Genomic DNA, 13,428 nt, shown 5'->3' with positions numbered 1-13,428 from the left:
CGGAAGAGCAGGTCGCACGCCAAATGATCCGGTGGTTCAGGCGCGTGCCGCGCAGCCCAGCCGGCTCAGGCCCGGGGCGCGCAGCCCAGGACGTGCGCCTTCACCAGGGCCCCGATCTGCGGGTCCCCGGCGAGGAACGCGTCGATGAGGGCCTGGTGCTCCTCCGCGTACGACTTCTGCACCGTGCCCAGCCAGCGGATGGAGAGGGCGGTGAACACCTCGATGCCGAGTCCCTCCCAGGTGTGCAGCAGCACCGCGTTCCCGGCGGCCCGGACCATCTCCCGGTGGAAGCCGACCGTGTGCCGCACCTGGGCCTCGCCGTCGGCCAGCCGGTCCGCCTCGTACAGGGCCGCCACATGCGGCTCCAGCGCCGAGCAGTCCTGGCCGAGCAGCGGGGCGGCCAGCTCGGCGGCGATCTGCTCCAGGCCGGCCCGTACCGGGTAGCTCTCCTCCAGGTCGGCCGCGGTGAGGTTGCGGACCCGGACGCCCTTGTTGGGGGCCGACTCGATCAGCCGGAGCGTCTCCAGCTCGCGCAGCGCCTCCCGTACGGGCGTCTGGCTGACCTCCAGCTCGGTGGCGATGCGGCGCTCCACGATCCGCTCACCCGGCTTCCAGCGCCCGCTGACGATCCCCTCCACGATGTGCTCGCGGATCTGTTCGCGCAGCGAGTGGACGACGGGCGGGGTCATGTGGTGCTCCTTCAGGGCAGACCGGTGCTGCCTACATCATCACGGTGGCGGTGGGCCTCCCGGGCTGTTTAGACAATACGGCGGCGCCCCCGTCCGGAAGAGTTCCGGACGGGGGCGCCGCTGGTGAGGCTGGTTACAGCCGGAGCGTTCAGAGGCCGAGCTCGACCTCGAACTCACCGGCCTCCAGGATCGCCTTGACCGACGTCAGGTAACGGGCGGCGTCCGCGCCGTCCACCAGGCGGTGGTCGTAGGAGAGCGCGAGGTACGTCATGTCGCGCACCGCGATGGTCTCGCCGAGGTCCGGGTGGTCGATGACCACCGGGCGGCGGACCGTGGCGCCGATGCCCAGGATGGCTGCCTGGTTCGGCGGCACGATGACGGTGTCGAAGAGCGCACCGCGCGAACCGGTGTTGCTGATGGTGAAGGTGGCACCGGACATGTCGTCCGGGGTCAGGCCGCCACCGCGGGCCTTGCCGGCCAGCTCGGCGGTCTTCTTCGAGATGCCGGCGATGTTCAGGTCGCCCGCACCCTTGATGACCGGGGTCATCAGGCCCTTCTCCGCGTCCACGGCGATGCCGATGTTCTCCGCGTCGAAGTACGTGATGGTGCCTTCGCCCTCGTTGATCCGGGCGTTGATGACCGGGTGGGCCTTCAGCGCCTGGGCCGCCGCCTTCACGAAGAACGGCATCGGGGACAGCTTGACGCCCTCACGGGCGGCGAACGCGGCCTTCGCCTGGTTGCGCAGCTTCATCAGCTTGGTGATGTCGACCTCGACGACCGAGGTCAGCTGGGCCTGCGAGTGCAGCGCCTTCATCATGTTGTCGCCGATGACCTTGCGCATGCGGGTCATCTTGACCGTCTGACCGCGCAGCGGGGAGGCCTCCAGCTTCGGCGCTGCCTTGGCGGCGGCCGGAGCGGCGGCGGGTGCCGGGGCAGCTGCGGCGGCCTTGGCGGCCTCCGCGGCGGCGACGACGTCCTGCTTGCGGATACGGCCACCGACGCCGGTGCCCTTGACCGAGCTCAGGTCCACGCTGTTCTCGGACGCGAGCTTGCGGACCAGCGGCGTGACGTACGCGCCGTCGTCACCGGTGGGCGCGGCGGCCGGTGCCTGGGCGGCGGCGGGAGCGGGCTGCGCCGGAGCCGGGGCCGCGGGGGCGGCCGGAGCCGGAGCCGGAGCGGCCGGTGCCGGTGCGGGAGCCGCGGGGGCCTCCTGCTTCGGCGCCTCGGCCTTGGGTGCCTCGGCCTTCGGGGCCTCCTGCTTCGGAGCCTCCTCCTGCTTGGGGGCCTCGGCCTTCGGGGCCTCCTGCTTGGGGGCCTCCTGCTTCGGGGCGGCGCCCGGAGCACCGATGACGGCGAGCTTGGCGCCGACCTCGGCGGTCTCGTCCTCGCCGACCACGACCTCCAGCAGCACACCGGCGACCGGGGCGGGGATCTCGGTGTCGACCTTGTCCGTGGAGACCTCGAGGAGGGGCTCGTCCTCCGCGACCTCCTCGCCGACCTCCTTCAGCCAGCGGGTGACGGTGCCCTCGGTGACGCTCTCGCCGAGCGCCGGGAGGGTGACGTCGGTTCCCTCGGCGGACGAACCGCCGGTGGCGGCCTCGGCGGTCGGGGCCTCGGCCGGAGCCTCGGTCTCGGTCGACGGGGCGGTGGGCGCCTCTTCGGCGGCCGGGGCCGGGGTGGCGGCCGGCTCGGTGGACTCGGCCTGGGCCGGAGCCTCGGCCTCGGCCGGAGCGCCGGAGCCGTCGTCGATGACGGCCAGCTCGGCGCCGACCTCGACGGTCTCGTCCTCGGCGACCTTGATGGACGACAGAACGCCGGACGCGGGGGCCGGGATCTCGGTGTCGACCTTGTCGGTCGAGACCTCGAGCAACGGCTCGTCGGCCTCGACGCGCTCGCCCTCGGCCTTCAGCCAACGGGTGACAGTGCCCTCGGTGACGCTCTCGCCGAGCGCCGGAAGGGTTACGGAAACCGACATGGTTTCAGTTGCTCCTTACGAAAATGCGGAAGTGGTCGGTCGTCGCGCCCGGGACCGGGGGATCAGTCGTGCGAGTGGAGGGGCTTGCCGGCCAGCGCCAGGTGAGCCTCGCCCATCGCCTCGTTCTGCGTCGGGTGGGCGTGGATGAGCTGGGCGACCTCGGACGGCAGCGCCTCCCAGTTGTAGATCAGCTGGGCTTCGCCGACCTGCTCGCCCATGCGGTCGCCCACCATGTGGACGCCGACCACGGCACCGTCCTTGACCTGGACGAGCTTGATCTCGCCCGCGGTCTTGAGGATCTTGCTCTTGCCGTTGCCCGCGAGGTTGTACTTGAGGGCGACGACCTTGTCCGCGCCGTAGATCTCCTTGGCCTTGGCCTCGGTGATACCCACGGAGGCGACCTCGGGGTGGCAGTACGTCACCTTCGGCACGCCGTCGTAGTCGATCGGGACGGTCTTGAGACCGGCGAGACGCTCCGCCACCAGGATGCCCTCGGCGAAGCCGACGTGGGCGAGCTGGAGGGTCGGGACGAGGTCGCCCACGGCCGAGATGGTCTCCACGTTGGTCTGCATGTACTCGTCGACCAGGACATAGCCGCGGTCCATCGCGACGCCCTGCTCCTCGTAGCCCAGGCCCTGCGAGACCGGGCCGCGGCCGATCGCGACGAGGAGGATCTCCGCCTCGAAGGTCTTGCCGTCGGCGAGGGTGACGCGGACGCCGTCCTGCGTGTACTCGGCCTTCTCGAAGAACGTACCGAGGTTGAACTTGATGCCGCGCTTGCGGAACGCGCGCTCAAGAAGCTTCGAGCTGTTCTCGTCCTCGACCGGGACGAGGTGCTTCAGGCCCTCGACGATGGTGATCTCGGTGCCGAAGGACTTCCACGCCGAGGCGAACTCGACGCCGATGACGCCGCCGCCCAGCACGATGGCCGACTTCGGGACCCGGTCCATCTTCAGCGCGTGGTCCGAGGAGATGATCCGGTTGCCGTCGATCTCCAGGCCCGGCAGCGACTTCGGCACGGAGCCGGTCGCCAGCAGCACGTGGCGGCCCTGGATGCGCTGGCCGTTCACGTCCACGGAGGTGGGGGAGGAGAGCTTGCCCTCACCCTCGATGTAGTGGACCTTGCGCGAGGCGATGAGACCCTGGAGACCCTTGTACAGGCCCGAGATCACCTCGTCCTTGTACTTGTTGACGGCCTCCATGTCGATGCCCTCGAAGGTCGCCTTCACGCCGAACTGGGCCGACTCACGGGCCTGGTCCGCGATCTCGCCCGCGTGCAGCAGCGCCTTCGTGGGGATGCAGCCGTTGTGCAGGCAGGTGCCGCCGACCTTGCCCTTCTCGATCAGGGCGACGTCCAGGCCCAGCTGCGCTCCGCGCAGGGCCGCGGCGTACCCGCCACTGCCACCGCCGAGGATCACTAGGTCGAAAACGGTGCTGGCGTCGTTCGCCACGTCACGTCCTCCATGCATGTGCGCCGTACGCCGGGCCCCGTCGCTGGGGTGTGACCGGCCGGTCGGCTGGTGTTCGGCCGCTTTGTCTTCGGCCCTGTGGTGGGGGCCCTGTCCTGCCGAGAACCCATCTTCGCACTTGTCGACGGCGGGCGGGACGCGGGGCCCGGGTCCGGGACGGATGATCGTCCGTTCCGGAGGGTTACTGCTGCGTAGATACCTACGTATTCGGCCGGTGTTCGTCGACAGCGAAACCCTGTCTCCTTCTCACCGGTTCCGCTCTCCTTCTCACCGGTTCCGCCCGGACAACACGTACGGCCCCGGACCTATGCCCGGGGCCGCACACGTCGCTCACTCAGCCCAGGTCGCCGTCGGCGGTGCGCTCGGCGAGCCGCACCAGGGTGCGGACCGCGGAGCCGGTGCCGCCCTTGGGCGTGTAGCCGTACGGGGCGCCCTCGTGGAAGGCCGGGCCCGCGATGTCCAGGTGCGCCCAGGCGATGCCCTCGCCCACGAACTCCTTGAGGAAGAGACCGGCCACCAGGCCGCCGCCCATGCGCTCGCCCATGTTGGCGATGTCGGCGGTGGGGGAGTCCATGCCCTTGCGCAGGTCGGCGGGGAGCGGCATCGGCCACGAGGCCTCGCCGACCTCCTCGGCGATCTCGTGGATCGACGTACGGAAGGCGTCGTCGTTGGCCATGATGCCGAAGGTGCGGTTGCCGAGCGCCAGCACCATCGCGCCGGTCAGGGTCGCCACGTCGACGATCGCGTCGGGCTTCTCCTCCGAGGCGCGGGTGAGCGCGTCGCCCAGGACGAGCCGGCCCTCGGCGTCGGTGTTGAGGACCTCGACGGTCTTGCCGCTGTACATGCGCAGCACGTCACCGGGGCGGGTGGCGGTGCCGGAGGGCATGTTCTCGGCGAGCGCCAGCCAGCCGGTCACGTTGACCTTCAGGCCGAGGCGGGCGGCCGTGACGACGGCGGCGAACACGGCGGCGGCGCCGCTCATGTCGCACTTCATCGTCTCGTTGTGGCCGGCCGGCTTGAGCGAGATGCCGCCCGAGTCGTAGGTGATGCCCTTGCCCACGAGGGCCAGGGTCTTCTCCGCCTTCGGGTGGGTGTAGGCGAGCTTCACCAGGCGCGGGCCGTTCGCCGAGCCCTGGCCGACGCCGAGGATGCCGCCGAAGCCGCCCTTGACCAGGGCCTTCTCGTCGAGCACCTGGACCTTGATGCCGTGCTCCTTGCCCGCGGCGGTGGCCACGGCGGCGAAGGACTCGGGGTAGAGGTCGTTGGGCGGGGTGTTGATCAGGTCGCGGGCGCGGTTGATCTCCTCGGCCAGCGCGAGGGCGCGCTCGACGGCCGCCTTGTACGCCTTGTCGCGCGGCTTGGCGCCGACCAGGGTGATCTCGGCGAGCGGGAGCTTCGGGCCGTTGTCCTTGGCCTTGGCGTCCTTGGGGGCGAGCTTGTTCTCGCCGCCCTGGTAGGCGGTGAAGGCGTAGGCGCCGAGCAGGGCGCCCTCGGCGACGGCCGCGGCGTCCTCGACGGAGCCGGCGGGCAGCGCGAAGCCGGCCTTCTTGAAGCCGGACAGCGCACGGGCGGCGGTACCCGCGGCGCGCCGCAGCGCCTCCGCGTCGTACGCGTCCTCCTTGTCCGGGACCGGACCGAGGCCGACCGCGATGACGACCGGGACCTTGAGGCCGGACGGCGCGGGCAGCTTGGTCAGTTCGCCCTCGGCACCCACGGCCCCCAGGGTCGCGAGAACGGTGGCGAGCTTTCCGTCGAACGCCTTGTCCACGGCCTCGGCGCCAGGCGCGAGGACCGGCTCCTTGGCGCCCTTCGCGACGCCGACGACGAGTGCGTCGGCGCGCAGCGTCGCCGCACCGGCAGTGCTGAGAGTGAGAGCAGTCACGGTGGTGAAATCTCGCTTCCGTTGAGTTCCAGTTCGGTCGAGGGGTGGGCCGACCGTGCCCGGCGCATCGTAGACGCCTCCGCAATGTGCCGGGATCGAGCCTACGCGCGCCGTTCGCCGGGGGTTACGGCGGCGGGCCGTTCCCGACCGGTAAGGCGGTCGGTTCCGGCCGTGCGCGGGCCGGTTCCTGACCGGTCCTACGGTGATCAGGGGCCGGTCCCGACCGGTGGTACGCCGATCAGGGGCCGGGCGCCCGCGACCTGTCGTACGCCGGTCAGGGGCCGAGCGCCAGCACCACCAGGGCCGCCGTCGCCGCCGTCTCCGCCACCCCGCCGAACACGTCCCCGGTCACCCCGCCGAACCGCCGCACGCAGTGGCGCAGCAGGAGTTCGGCGGCGGCGAGCGCGCCCAGCACCGCGAGCGCGTGGTGCAGTGCACCGTACGGGCCGAAGGCCGCGCCCGCCGCCGCGCACAGGGCCACCGTCACCGCCGCCACGACCACCGCCCACCTCACCGGGACCGTGGCCGCCACCACCGCGCCGAGCCCCTCCGGCCGGGCCGCCGGGACGCCCTGACGGGACGCCAGGGTGAGCGCGAGCCGGGCGGCGACGGCCGCGACGACGGCCCCGAGCGCGCCGTGCGCCCAGCCCCCCTCCCCGTACAGCTCGAAGAGGACGGCGACCTGGGCCAGCAGTACCAGCAGCAGGGTGATGACACCGAACGGCCCAATGTCGGACTGCTTCATGATCCGCAGCGCGTCCTCGGCCGGCTTCCCGCTGCCCAGGCCGTCCGCCGTGTCGGCGAGGCCGTCCAGATGCAGCCCCCGGGTGAGCGCGGCGGGCACCGCGACGGAGACGACCGCGGCGAGCAGCGGCCCCGACCCGGCCAGCAGCGACAGCGCGCCGAGCCCGGCGGCGAGCAGGCCGACGACGAGCCCGGCGAGCGGGGCGCAGAGCATCCCGGCCCTGGCGGTCGCGCGGTCCCAGCGGGTCACGCGGACGGGCAGCACGGTGAGGGTGCCGAAGGCGAAACGCAGCCCGTGGCTGTTCAGGGAGGTCACCGCGGGCAGGTTAGCCGCTCCCGCGTACGGATAGATTGGCCAAAACGTCAGAAAAGCCGCAGAGCTGAGCACATCGGGAGCGGGTGGCATGGGTAACTGGTGGCACACCAACATCGCCGAGCCGGGCAAGCTCCCGCTGCTCCTCGCGCTGGCCGCCTTCGTGCTGACCTTCGCCGTCACGCGCACCATCACACGGATGATCCGCGCGGGGAAGGGCCCGTTCCGCAACATCACCCCGGGCGGGATCCACGTCCACCACGTGGTGCCCGGGGTCGTGCTGACGGTGGTCGGCGGCTTCGGCGCGGTGGCCGCCGGGAGGCACGGGGTGGCCGCCGGGGTGTTCGCGGTGATCTTCGGGATCGGGGCCGGTCTGGTGCTGGACGAGTTCGCGCTGATCCTGCATCTGGACGACGTGTACTGGACCGAGGAGGGCCGCCAGAGCGTGGAGGTGGTCGTGCTGACCGCCTCGCTCGTGCTGCTGGTCCTGGCGGGGTTCTCACCGCTCGGCGTGGACGACGTCACCGACGAGGAGCAGCAGAGCAGGCTCGGCGTCATCACCTCGTACGCGGTCAACTTCTGCTTCGTCCTGATCGCGCTGTTCAAGGGCAAGACCCGGATGGCGGTGCTGGGCACCCTCGTCCCGTTCGTCGCGCTGATCGGGGCGATCCGGCTGGCCCGCCCCACCTCGATGTGGGCCAAGCGGTTCTACCGCAACCGCCATCGGGCCCGCTCCAAGGCGGTGCTGCGCGCCTACCACCACGATGTGCGGTGGGCGGGGCCGCGCCGGAAGTTTCAGGACCTCATCGGCGGCGCCCCCGACCGGGTCCCGCTGCCGCCCGCCCGCAAGCCCTGACCGCCGTCCGTCCGCCGCCGCCCGAGCCACTCCCGTACGGCACAGACCACCAGGACGGCGGCGATGGAGGCCAGATGTTCCCGGCCCGCCAGGTTGTCCTTGACCAGGACCTCCACCACCATCGCGACGACCACCAGCGCCCCGGTGAACCAGGCCCGGTAGGCGTGGCAGACGTACACCGCGAGCCCCACCACCGCAGCGGACGGCCCGGTGTCCACCACCTGCGCGTCCGAGGCCGGCAGCCCCAGGAACGCGTCCGGGCCGAGGGCGGTGCCCACCCGGGCGTACAGGGTCCCCGCCAGCGTGGCCATGTACGCGATCGCGAGGGTGCGCCACCGCCCCAGGCACACCTCCGCGATGCCGAACACCAGCAGGATCTGCGCCAGCGCACCCCACACCGGCAGGTCGAGGGCGGGGACGAAGAGGGACAGCGGGGTACGCAGCAGAGCCAGCCACACCGGGTCCTCGGCCCGCACCGCCCCCAGGCTCTGCACCGGTCCGTAGCCCCACGACTGGTTCTGGACCAGTTGGACGGTCGCGGTCAGCGCCACCGCCGTCCACGTCAGTGCGAGCGCCCGTACGCCGTGGTCGTGGAGCCCCGTCCGTACGGTGGTGACGAGCGGGCCCCACTCCCGCCGCGCGGCCCGGCGCAGCGCCGGAAGGCGGCTCATGCCGGAGCGGCTCATCCCGGAGCGGTTCATCTAGGGGCGCCGAGACGCGCGCGGTGCAGCCACTTCGGCAGCCCCGGCGCTTCCAGGAACCCCTCGGCGCGGCCTGCCGCGATGGAGATGCGCGCCAGGTCGGCGCTCTTCTCGAACAACATGAAACGTGGCTCCCAGATCGGTCGGTACTTGGCGTTGGCCCGGTACAGCGACTCGATCTGCCACCAGCGCGAGAAGAAGCTCAGCAGCGCACGCCACAGCCTCAGCACCGGTCCCGCGCCGAGCCGCGATCCCCTCTCGAAGACGGACCGGAACATGGCGAAGTTGAGCGAGACCTGCGTGATCCCGATCTCGCCGGAGCGCTGGAGGAGCTGGATGACCATGAACTCCATGAGGCCGTTCTCCGCCTCCCGATCGCGGCGCATCAGGTCCAGGGAGAGGCCGTGCGGGCCCCAGGGGACGAAGCTGAGGACGGCGCGGAGTTCGCCGGGGGCCTGTGTCCGATCCGGCTTTCCCGTGTCGTCCTTGCCCGGCTTTCCGCCCTCGCTCGCGTTCCGGCACTCCAGCATCACGCACTGTCCGTCCGCCGGGTCGCCGAGCCGGCCGAGCGCCATGGAGAAGCCGCGCTCGGTCTCCCCGTCGCGCCAGTCGTCGGCGCGCCGGACCAGCTCGGCCATCTCGGCCTCGGGGATGTCCGCGTGGCGCCGGATGGTCACCTCGTAACCGGCGCGCCTGACCCGGTTGTAGGCCTGGCGCACCCCGCGCATCGCCCGCCCGTCGAGGGTGAAGTCGGCCGTCTCCACGATCGCCTCGTCACCCAGCTCCAGCGCGTCCATGCCGTGCCGGGCGTAGACCGTGCCCGCCTCCTCGCTGGCGCCCATCACCGCCGGGATCCAGCCGTGCTCGCGGGCCTCCGCGAGCCACGGGTCGATCGCGCCCGGCCAGGCCTCCGGGTCGCCGATCGGGTCGCCGGAGGCCAGCGAGACCCCGCCGACCACGCGGTAGACCACGGCTGCCTTCCCGGTCGGGGACCAGACGGCGCTCTTCTCCCGGCGCAGAGCGAAGTAGCCGAGCGAGTCCCGGTCGCCGTGCTTGTCCAGCAGGGCGCGCAGCTTCGCCTCGTCCTCGGGGGAGAGCGGGTCGACGGCCCGGCGGGAGCGGAACGCGACGTACACGACGGCGATCAGCAGCAGCGTGGAGAGGATGTTGATGACGACGTTGACCCACCCCGGGGTGGCGATCCCGGGGAAGCGTGAGTCGTCGGCGGCCACCGAGATCAGCCGCAGCGCGCCGTAGCGCCAGCGGTCCAGGAAGGTGGAGCGGTAGTCGTCGTGGGCGGTGTTGGTGACGGTGACCAGGGCCGTCGCGATCAGCGAGGTGACCAGCAGCCCCACCACGGCGACCAGGGACGCCAGCTTGGGATTGGAGCGGTCGCCCTTGGCGTAGAACTCCCGCCGCCCCAGCACCAGGGCCACGACGAAGGCGGCCGTCAGCGCCAGGGAGACCCAGTTCTGCGCGTGCTGCCGGATCTCCCCGAAGAAGAACGCGAGGAGATACGCGACGAGGACGAGCCCGCCCAGGACCATGTTCACGATCCACGCGGCCCGCTTCCGCCGCCGCATGGTGACCGCCAGGAACAGGGCGATCACCCCGGAGGAGAACCCGGCCGTGAGCAGGTACGGCGTGAAGTAGTTCTCGGTGTTGTGGCGGCGCAGGTCCTGGCCGAGGGTGACCCAGACGGCGCTCAGGAAATTGATGAACGAGACGACGCGCAGGTACCAGATGGCGAACGCCGCGCTGCGCCGGGAACGGGCGGTGCTGTGCCGGGCTGCCTCTTCGGCCGATCGAACCTCTCCCATGAGAGGCGATCATATGGCGCATTACGGACATAGGGGCGGCGAAGGTAGCTCACGGGGCCTGCCCCGCACCGCCGCCCCCGGCCGCTCAGGTCGCGTCGAGTGCCTTCACGTCGACCCCGTCCTCGTCCTTGGCCTCAGCCTCGTCCTCGGCAGCGGTCTCCTCCGCCGCCGCCGGCGTACGCTCCGGCAGCTCGGCGGCGAACGCGGCAGCCGCCTGCACCAGCGGCAGGGCCAGCAGCGCCCCCGTGCCCTCGCCCACCGTCACCCCGTGGTCCAGCAGCGGGGTCAGCGCCATCCGGTCCAGCGCCTTCGACTGCGCGGGCTCCCCGCTGACCTGCCCGGCCAGCCACCAGTCCGGCGCCCGGAACGCCGCCCGCTGCGCCACCAGCGCACAGGCCGCCGCGACGACCCCGTCCAGGATCACCGGCATCCGGCGCACCGCCGACTGGAGCAGGAACCCCGTCATCGCGGCCAGGTCCGCCCCGCCCACCGTGGCCAGCAGCTCCAGCTGGTCGCCGAGCACCGGCCGGGCCCGGCGCAGCGCGTCCCGGATCGCGGCGCACTTGCGCATCCAGGTCAGGTCGTCGATGCCCGCACCGCCGCGCCCGGTCACCACCGAGGCGTCCGTACCGCACAGCGCCGCGATGAGGGTGGCCGCAGCCGTGGTCCCGCCGACGCTCAGGTCGCCGAGCACCACCAGATCGGTGCCGGAGTCCGCCTCCTCGTCGGCGATCGCCATGCCCAGGCGGACGGCCCGCTCGGCCTCCTCGGCGGTCAGCGCGTCCTCGATGTCGATGCGCCCCGACCCTCGCCGCACCCGGTGGCGTACGACGGACTCGGGCAGCAGCTCCGGGTCGCAGTCGACCCCGGCGTCCACGATGCGCACCGGCACCGAGAAGCGCCGGGCCAGCACCGCCACCGGGCTCGCCCCGTCGAGAGCCGCCCGCACCAGCTCATGGGCGGTGCCCGCCGCGCGCCCCGAGACGCCCAGCTCCGCCACCCCGTGGTCACCGGCGAAGAGCACCACGCGCGGCTGCGCGACGGCCTTGACCGGTACGGACTGCTGCGCGGCGCTGAGCCACTCGCCCAGCTCGTCGAGCCGGCCCAGGGCCCCCGGCGGGACGATCAGCCGCTCCCGCCGTTCCTCGGCGTCGCGCCGTACGCCCCCGTCGGGGCGCTCGATCAGGTCGGAGAAGTCGTCCAGGTTCACGGAGGTCTGCCTCGCGGGTCGTCACGTCGGTTTCCGGTCCGGGCACCCGGCGGCGGGCCCCTGCCGGGAACAGTACCGGTCGGCCCGGACGGCCCGAGAGGTAGCGGTGACGCCCCCTCACCCCGCGAGACGCACCAAGGGCCGCCCCCCTCACCCCGCGAGACCAGCTCAGGACCGCCCCCCTCACCCCGCGAGACGCACCTAGGAACGCCCCCTCACCCCCGCAACACCACCGCCTGCCCCGCCACCACCAGCAGCACCTCCTCGCACTCGGCCGCCACCGCCGCGTTCAGCCGCCCCAGCTCGTCCCGGAACCGCCGCCCCGCCGGGGTCGCCGGGACCACCCCCGCACCCACCTCGTTGGTCACCAGCACCACCTGACGCCGGGTCCGGCGCACCGCCGCCACCAGCTCCGCGACCCGCGCCCGCAATGCCTCCTGGCCGCCCTCCCGCCACCGCACGTCCTCCCAGGCGTCCACCCGGTCCATCGCGTCGGTCAGCCACAGCGACAGGCAGTCCACCAGCAGCGGCGGCCCCTCCGCGCCCAGCAGCTCCGCCACCTCGCAGGTCTCCTCGGTCCGCCACGCGCCCGGCCTGCGCTCCCGGTGCAGCCCCACCCGCGCCGCCCACTCCGGGTCCCCCTCGCGCCGCCCGCCGGTCGCCACATACACCACCTCCGGGAACGTCTCCAGACGCCGCTCCGCCTCCACCGACTTCCCCGACCGGGCACCGCCCGTCACCAGCACCCGGCGCGGCACGTCCGGCACCACCGGGTACTCGCCCACCACCAGCGTCGTCCCGTCCGGCACCGCCCGCGCCCCGGCCGCCGCCAGGAGCCGGTCCAGCACCCCACCCGGCGGGGCGTCGTGGTCCAGGTGGACCGCGATCACCTCGGTGGCCGGCCCGACCGCGCCGACCGCCCGCAGCCGCGCCACCGCGTCGGGCCGCCCGACGACATCGCCGACGACCAGGTCGTACGGCCGCTCGACCCGCCCGTCGAGACCGGCGGGCGCGGCCCCGGGCGGCAGGTACAGCAGCCGCTCGCCGTCCGGTGAGCCCACCTCGTAACCGGTCCCCGGCGCGTCCATCGGCACCGCCCGCACCCGGTGCCCGCTGATCAGCGTCAACACCTGGCCGTCCGGCACCCGCCCGGCCGGCGGCAGGGTGGGCGGCAGCTCCACGGCGGGCCCGTCGTGCGGATGGGTCAGCAGCACCTGGCGCACCGCGCCCAGCGAATGCCCCGCGCGGGCGGCCGCGAACACCGCTCCCGGGGTCAGGTCCAGCAGCAGCGCGTCGTCGATCAGCAGGGCGGTCGCGGCGCGCGCCCACGGACCACGGGCCGTCGCGCAGGCCGCACAGGGGCAGGAGGGGCGCGGCAGCCCGTCGGGGGCTCCGGTGCCGAGCAGAGTCAGTTCCACACCTTGATCCTCCCGTGTCCTCACGCCGGGTGCGCGCCCGGCTAGGCTTCGGGCAGCAACTGACCCAGGAGCGGCAACGGGCCCGGGAGTCGGGCGCAACGCGACCCAGGAGGCGGACATGGCGTGGACGTGGCGGTTCGAGAAGTCCGACGGTACGGAGACGGAGCCGGCGCTGCAGCCGGAGGAGTTCACCACCCAGGGCGACGCGGAGTCCTGGATCGGTGAGTACTGGAAGGAGCTCCTGGAGGGCGGCGCCGCCCAGGTGACGCTCTTCGAGGACTCGACCAAGATCTACGGCCCCATGAGCCTGCAGGCCGACGGCGCCTGAACGCCGCAGAAGAGGGCGGTACG

The 13,428-nt window shown here is 72.6% G+C and carries 11 protein-coding genes; 2 read left to right on the top strand and 9 right to left on the bottom strand.

Going from position 1 to position 13,428, the window contains the following annotated elements; all coding sequences use genetic code 11:
* Window positions 1-65: 65 nt before the first annotated feature.
* The 5 genes from IF17_RS0110065 to IF17_RS0110045 all read right to left on the bottom strand — a co-directional run bounded on the left by IF17_RS0110065 (window position 66) and on the right by IF17_RS0110045 (window position 7,075).
* Window positions 66-689: a GntR family transcriptional regulator gene (locus IF17_RS0110065; protein WP_018511906.1), complete on the bottom strand. Its 624-nt coding sequence runs from the start codon at window positions 687-689 to the stop codon at window positions 66-68.
* A 148-nt stretch (window positions 690-837) separates the two neighbouring features.
* Window positions 838-2,664, bottom strand: a complete 1,827-nt coding sequence (gene sucB, locus IF17_RS0110060) for a 2-oxoglutarate dehydrogenase, E2 component, dihydrolipoamide succinyltransferase (RefSeq protein WP_030564301.1) — start codon at window positions 2,662-2,664, stop codon at window positions 838-840.
* A 62-nt stretch (window positions 2,665-2,726) separates the two neighbouring features.
* A complete protein-coding gene (gene lpdA / locus IF17_RS0110055; protein WP_030564298.1) occupies window positions 2,727-4,115 on the bottom strand; it encodes a dihydrolipoyl dehydrogenase in 1,389 nt (462 codons plus the stop codon).
* A gap of 352 nt (window positions 4,116-4,467) precedes the next feature.
* Window positions 4,468-6,015 (bottom strand): leucyl aminopeptidase, encoded by a 1,548-nt coding sequence (locus tag IF17_RS0110050; protein WP_030564297.1) that lies wholly within the window; start codon window positions 6,013-6,015, stop codon window positions 4,468-4,470.
* Window positions 6,016-6,289: 274 nt separating this feature from the next.
* A complete protein-coding gene (locus IF17_RS0110045; protein WP_030564295.1) occupies window positions 6,290-7,075 on the bottom strand; it encodes an adenosylcobinamide-GDP ribazoletransferase in 786 nt (261 codons plus the stop codon).
* Window positions 7,076-7,163: 88 nt separating this feature from the next.
* Here IF17_RS0110045 and IF17_RS0110040 point away from each other — a divergent pair, with 88 nt between their 5' ends.
* Entirely contained in the window at window positions 7,164-7,928 is a 765-nt protein-coding gene (locus tag IF17_RS0110040; RefSeq protein ID WP_030564293.1) for a hypothetical protein, read from the top strand.
* Here the strand turns inward: IF17_RS0110040 and IF17_RS1000000139455 are convergent.
* From IF17_RS1000000139455 to IF17_RS0110020, 4 genes are all read right to left on the bottom strand, one after another.
* Window positions 7,868-8,599 carry a hypothetical protein gene (locus IF17_RS1000000139455; protein WP_030564291.1) on the bottom strand — a complete coding sequence of 244 codons (732 nt, stop codon included), beginning with the start codon at window positions 8,597-8,599 and terminating at the stop codon, window positions 7,868-7,870. The genes IF17_RS0110040 and IF17_RS1000000139455 overlap by 61 nt on opposite strands.
* Before the next feature lie 26 nt (window positions 8,600-8,625).
* Window positions 8,626-10,449 (bottom strand): phosphatidylglycerol lysyltransferase domain-containing protein, encoded by a 1,824-nt coding sequence (locus tag IF17_RS0110030; protein WP_030564289.1) that lies wholly within the window; start codon window positions 10,447-10,449, stop codon window positions 8,626-8,628.
* A gap of 85 nt (window positions 10,450-10,534) precedes the next feature.
* Entirely contained in the window at window positions 10,535-11,659 is a 1,125-nt protein-coding gene (gene cobT / locus IF17_RS0110025; RefSeq protein WP_030564287.1) for a nicotinate-nucleotide--dimethylbenzimidazole phosphoribosyltransferase, read from the bottom strand.
* Window positions 11,660-11,874: 215 nt separating this feature from the next.
* Window positions 11,875-13,077 carry a bifunctional adenosylcobinamide kinase/adenosylcobinamide-phosphate guanylyltransferase gene (locus tag IF17_RS0110020; protein WP_030564285.1) on the bottom strand — a complete coding sequence of 401 codons (1,203 nt, stop codon included), beginning with the start codon at window positions 13,075-13,077 and terminating at the stop codon, window positions 11,875-11,877.
* Window positions 13,078-13,195: 118 nt separating this feature from the next.
* On the opposite strand from IF17_RS0110020, the gene IF17_RS0110015 reads away from it, so the two are divergent.
* Complete coding sequence (locus IF17_RS0110015) at window positions 13,196-13,405, top strand: hypothetical protein (RefSeq protein WP_006123939.1); 210 nt, start codon at window positions 13,196-13,198, stop codon at window positions 13,403-13,405.
* Window positions 13,406-13,428: the final 23 nt, after the last annotated feature.

It is taken from the genome of Streptomyces cyaneofuscatus, assembly GCF_000718135.1.
Taxonomy (GTDB): domain Bacteria; phylum Actinomycetota; class Actinomycetes; order Streptomycetales; family Streptomycetaceae; genus Streptomyces; species Streptomyces cyaneofuscatus.
Note: the sequence above shows the minus strand (reverse complement) of the source record. Positions and strands in the feature narration are given on the sequence as shown.

Coding starts and splice junctions, on each gene's coding strand:
- IF17_RS0110065 (WP_018511906.1), bottom strand. CDS start 689: ATGACCCCGCCCGTCGTCCACTCGCTGCGCGAACAGATCCGCGAGCAC.
- sucB (WP_030564301.1), bottom strand. CDS start 2,664: ATGTCGGTTTCCGTAACCCTTCCGGCGCTCGGCGAGAGCGTCACCGAG.
- IF17_RS0110040 (WP_030564293.1), top strand. CDS start 7,164: ATGGGTAACTGGTGGCACACCAACATCGCCGAGCCGGGCAAGCTCCCG.
- IF17_RS1000000139455 (WP_030564291.1), bottom strand. CDS start 8,599: ATGAGCCGCCTTCCGGCGCTGCGCCGGGCCGCGCGGCGGGAGTGGGGC.
- IF17_RS0110030 (WP_030564289.1), bottom strand. CDS start 10,449: ATGGGAGAGGTTCGATCGGCCGAAGAGGCAGCCCGGCACAGCACCGCC.
- IF17_RS0110015 (WP_006123939.1), top strand. CDS start 13,196: ATGGCGTGGACGTGGCGGTTCGAGAAGTCCGACGGTACGGAGACGGAG.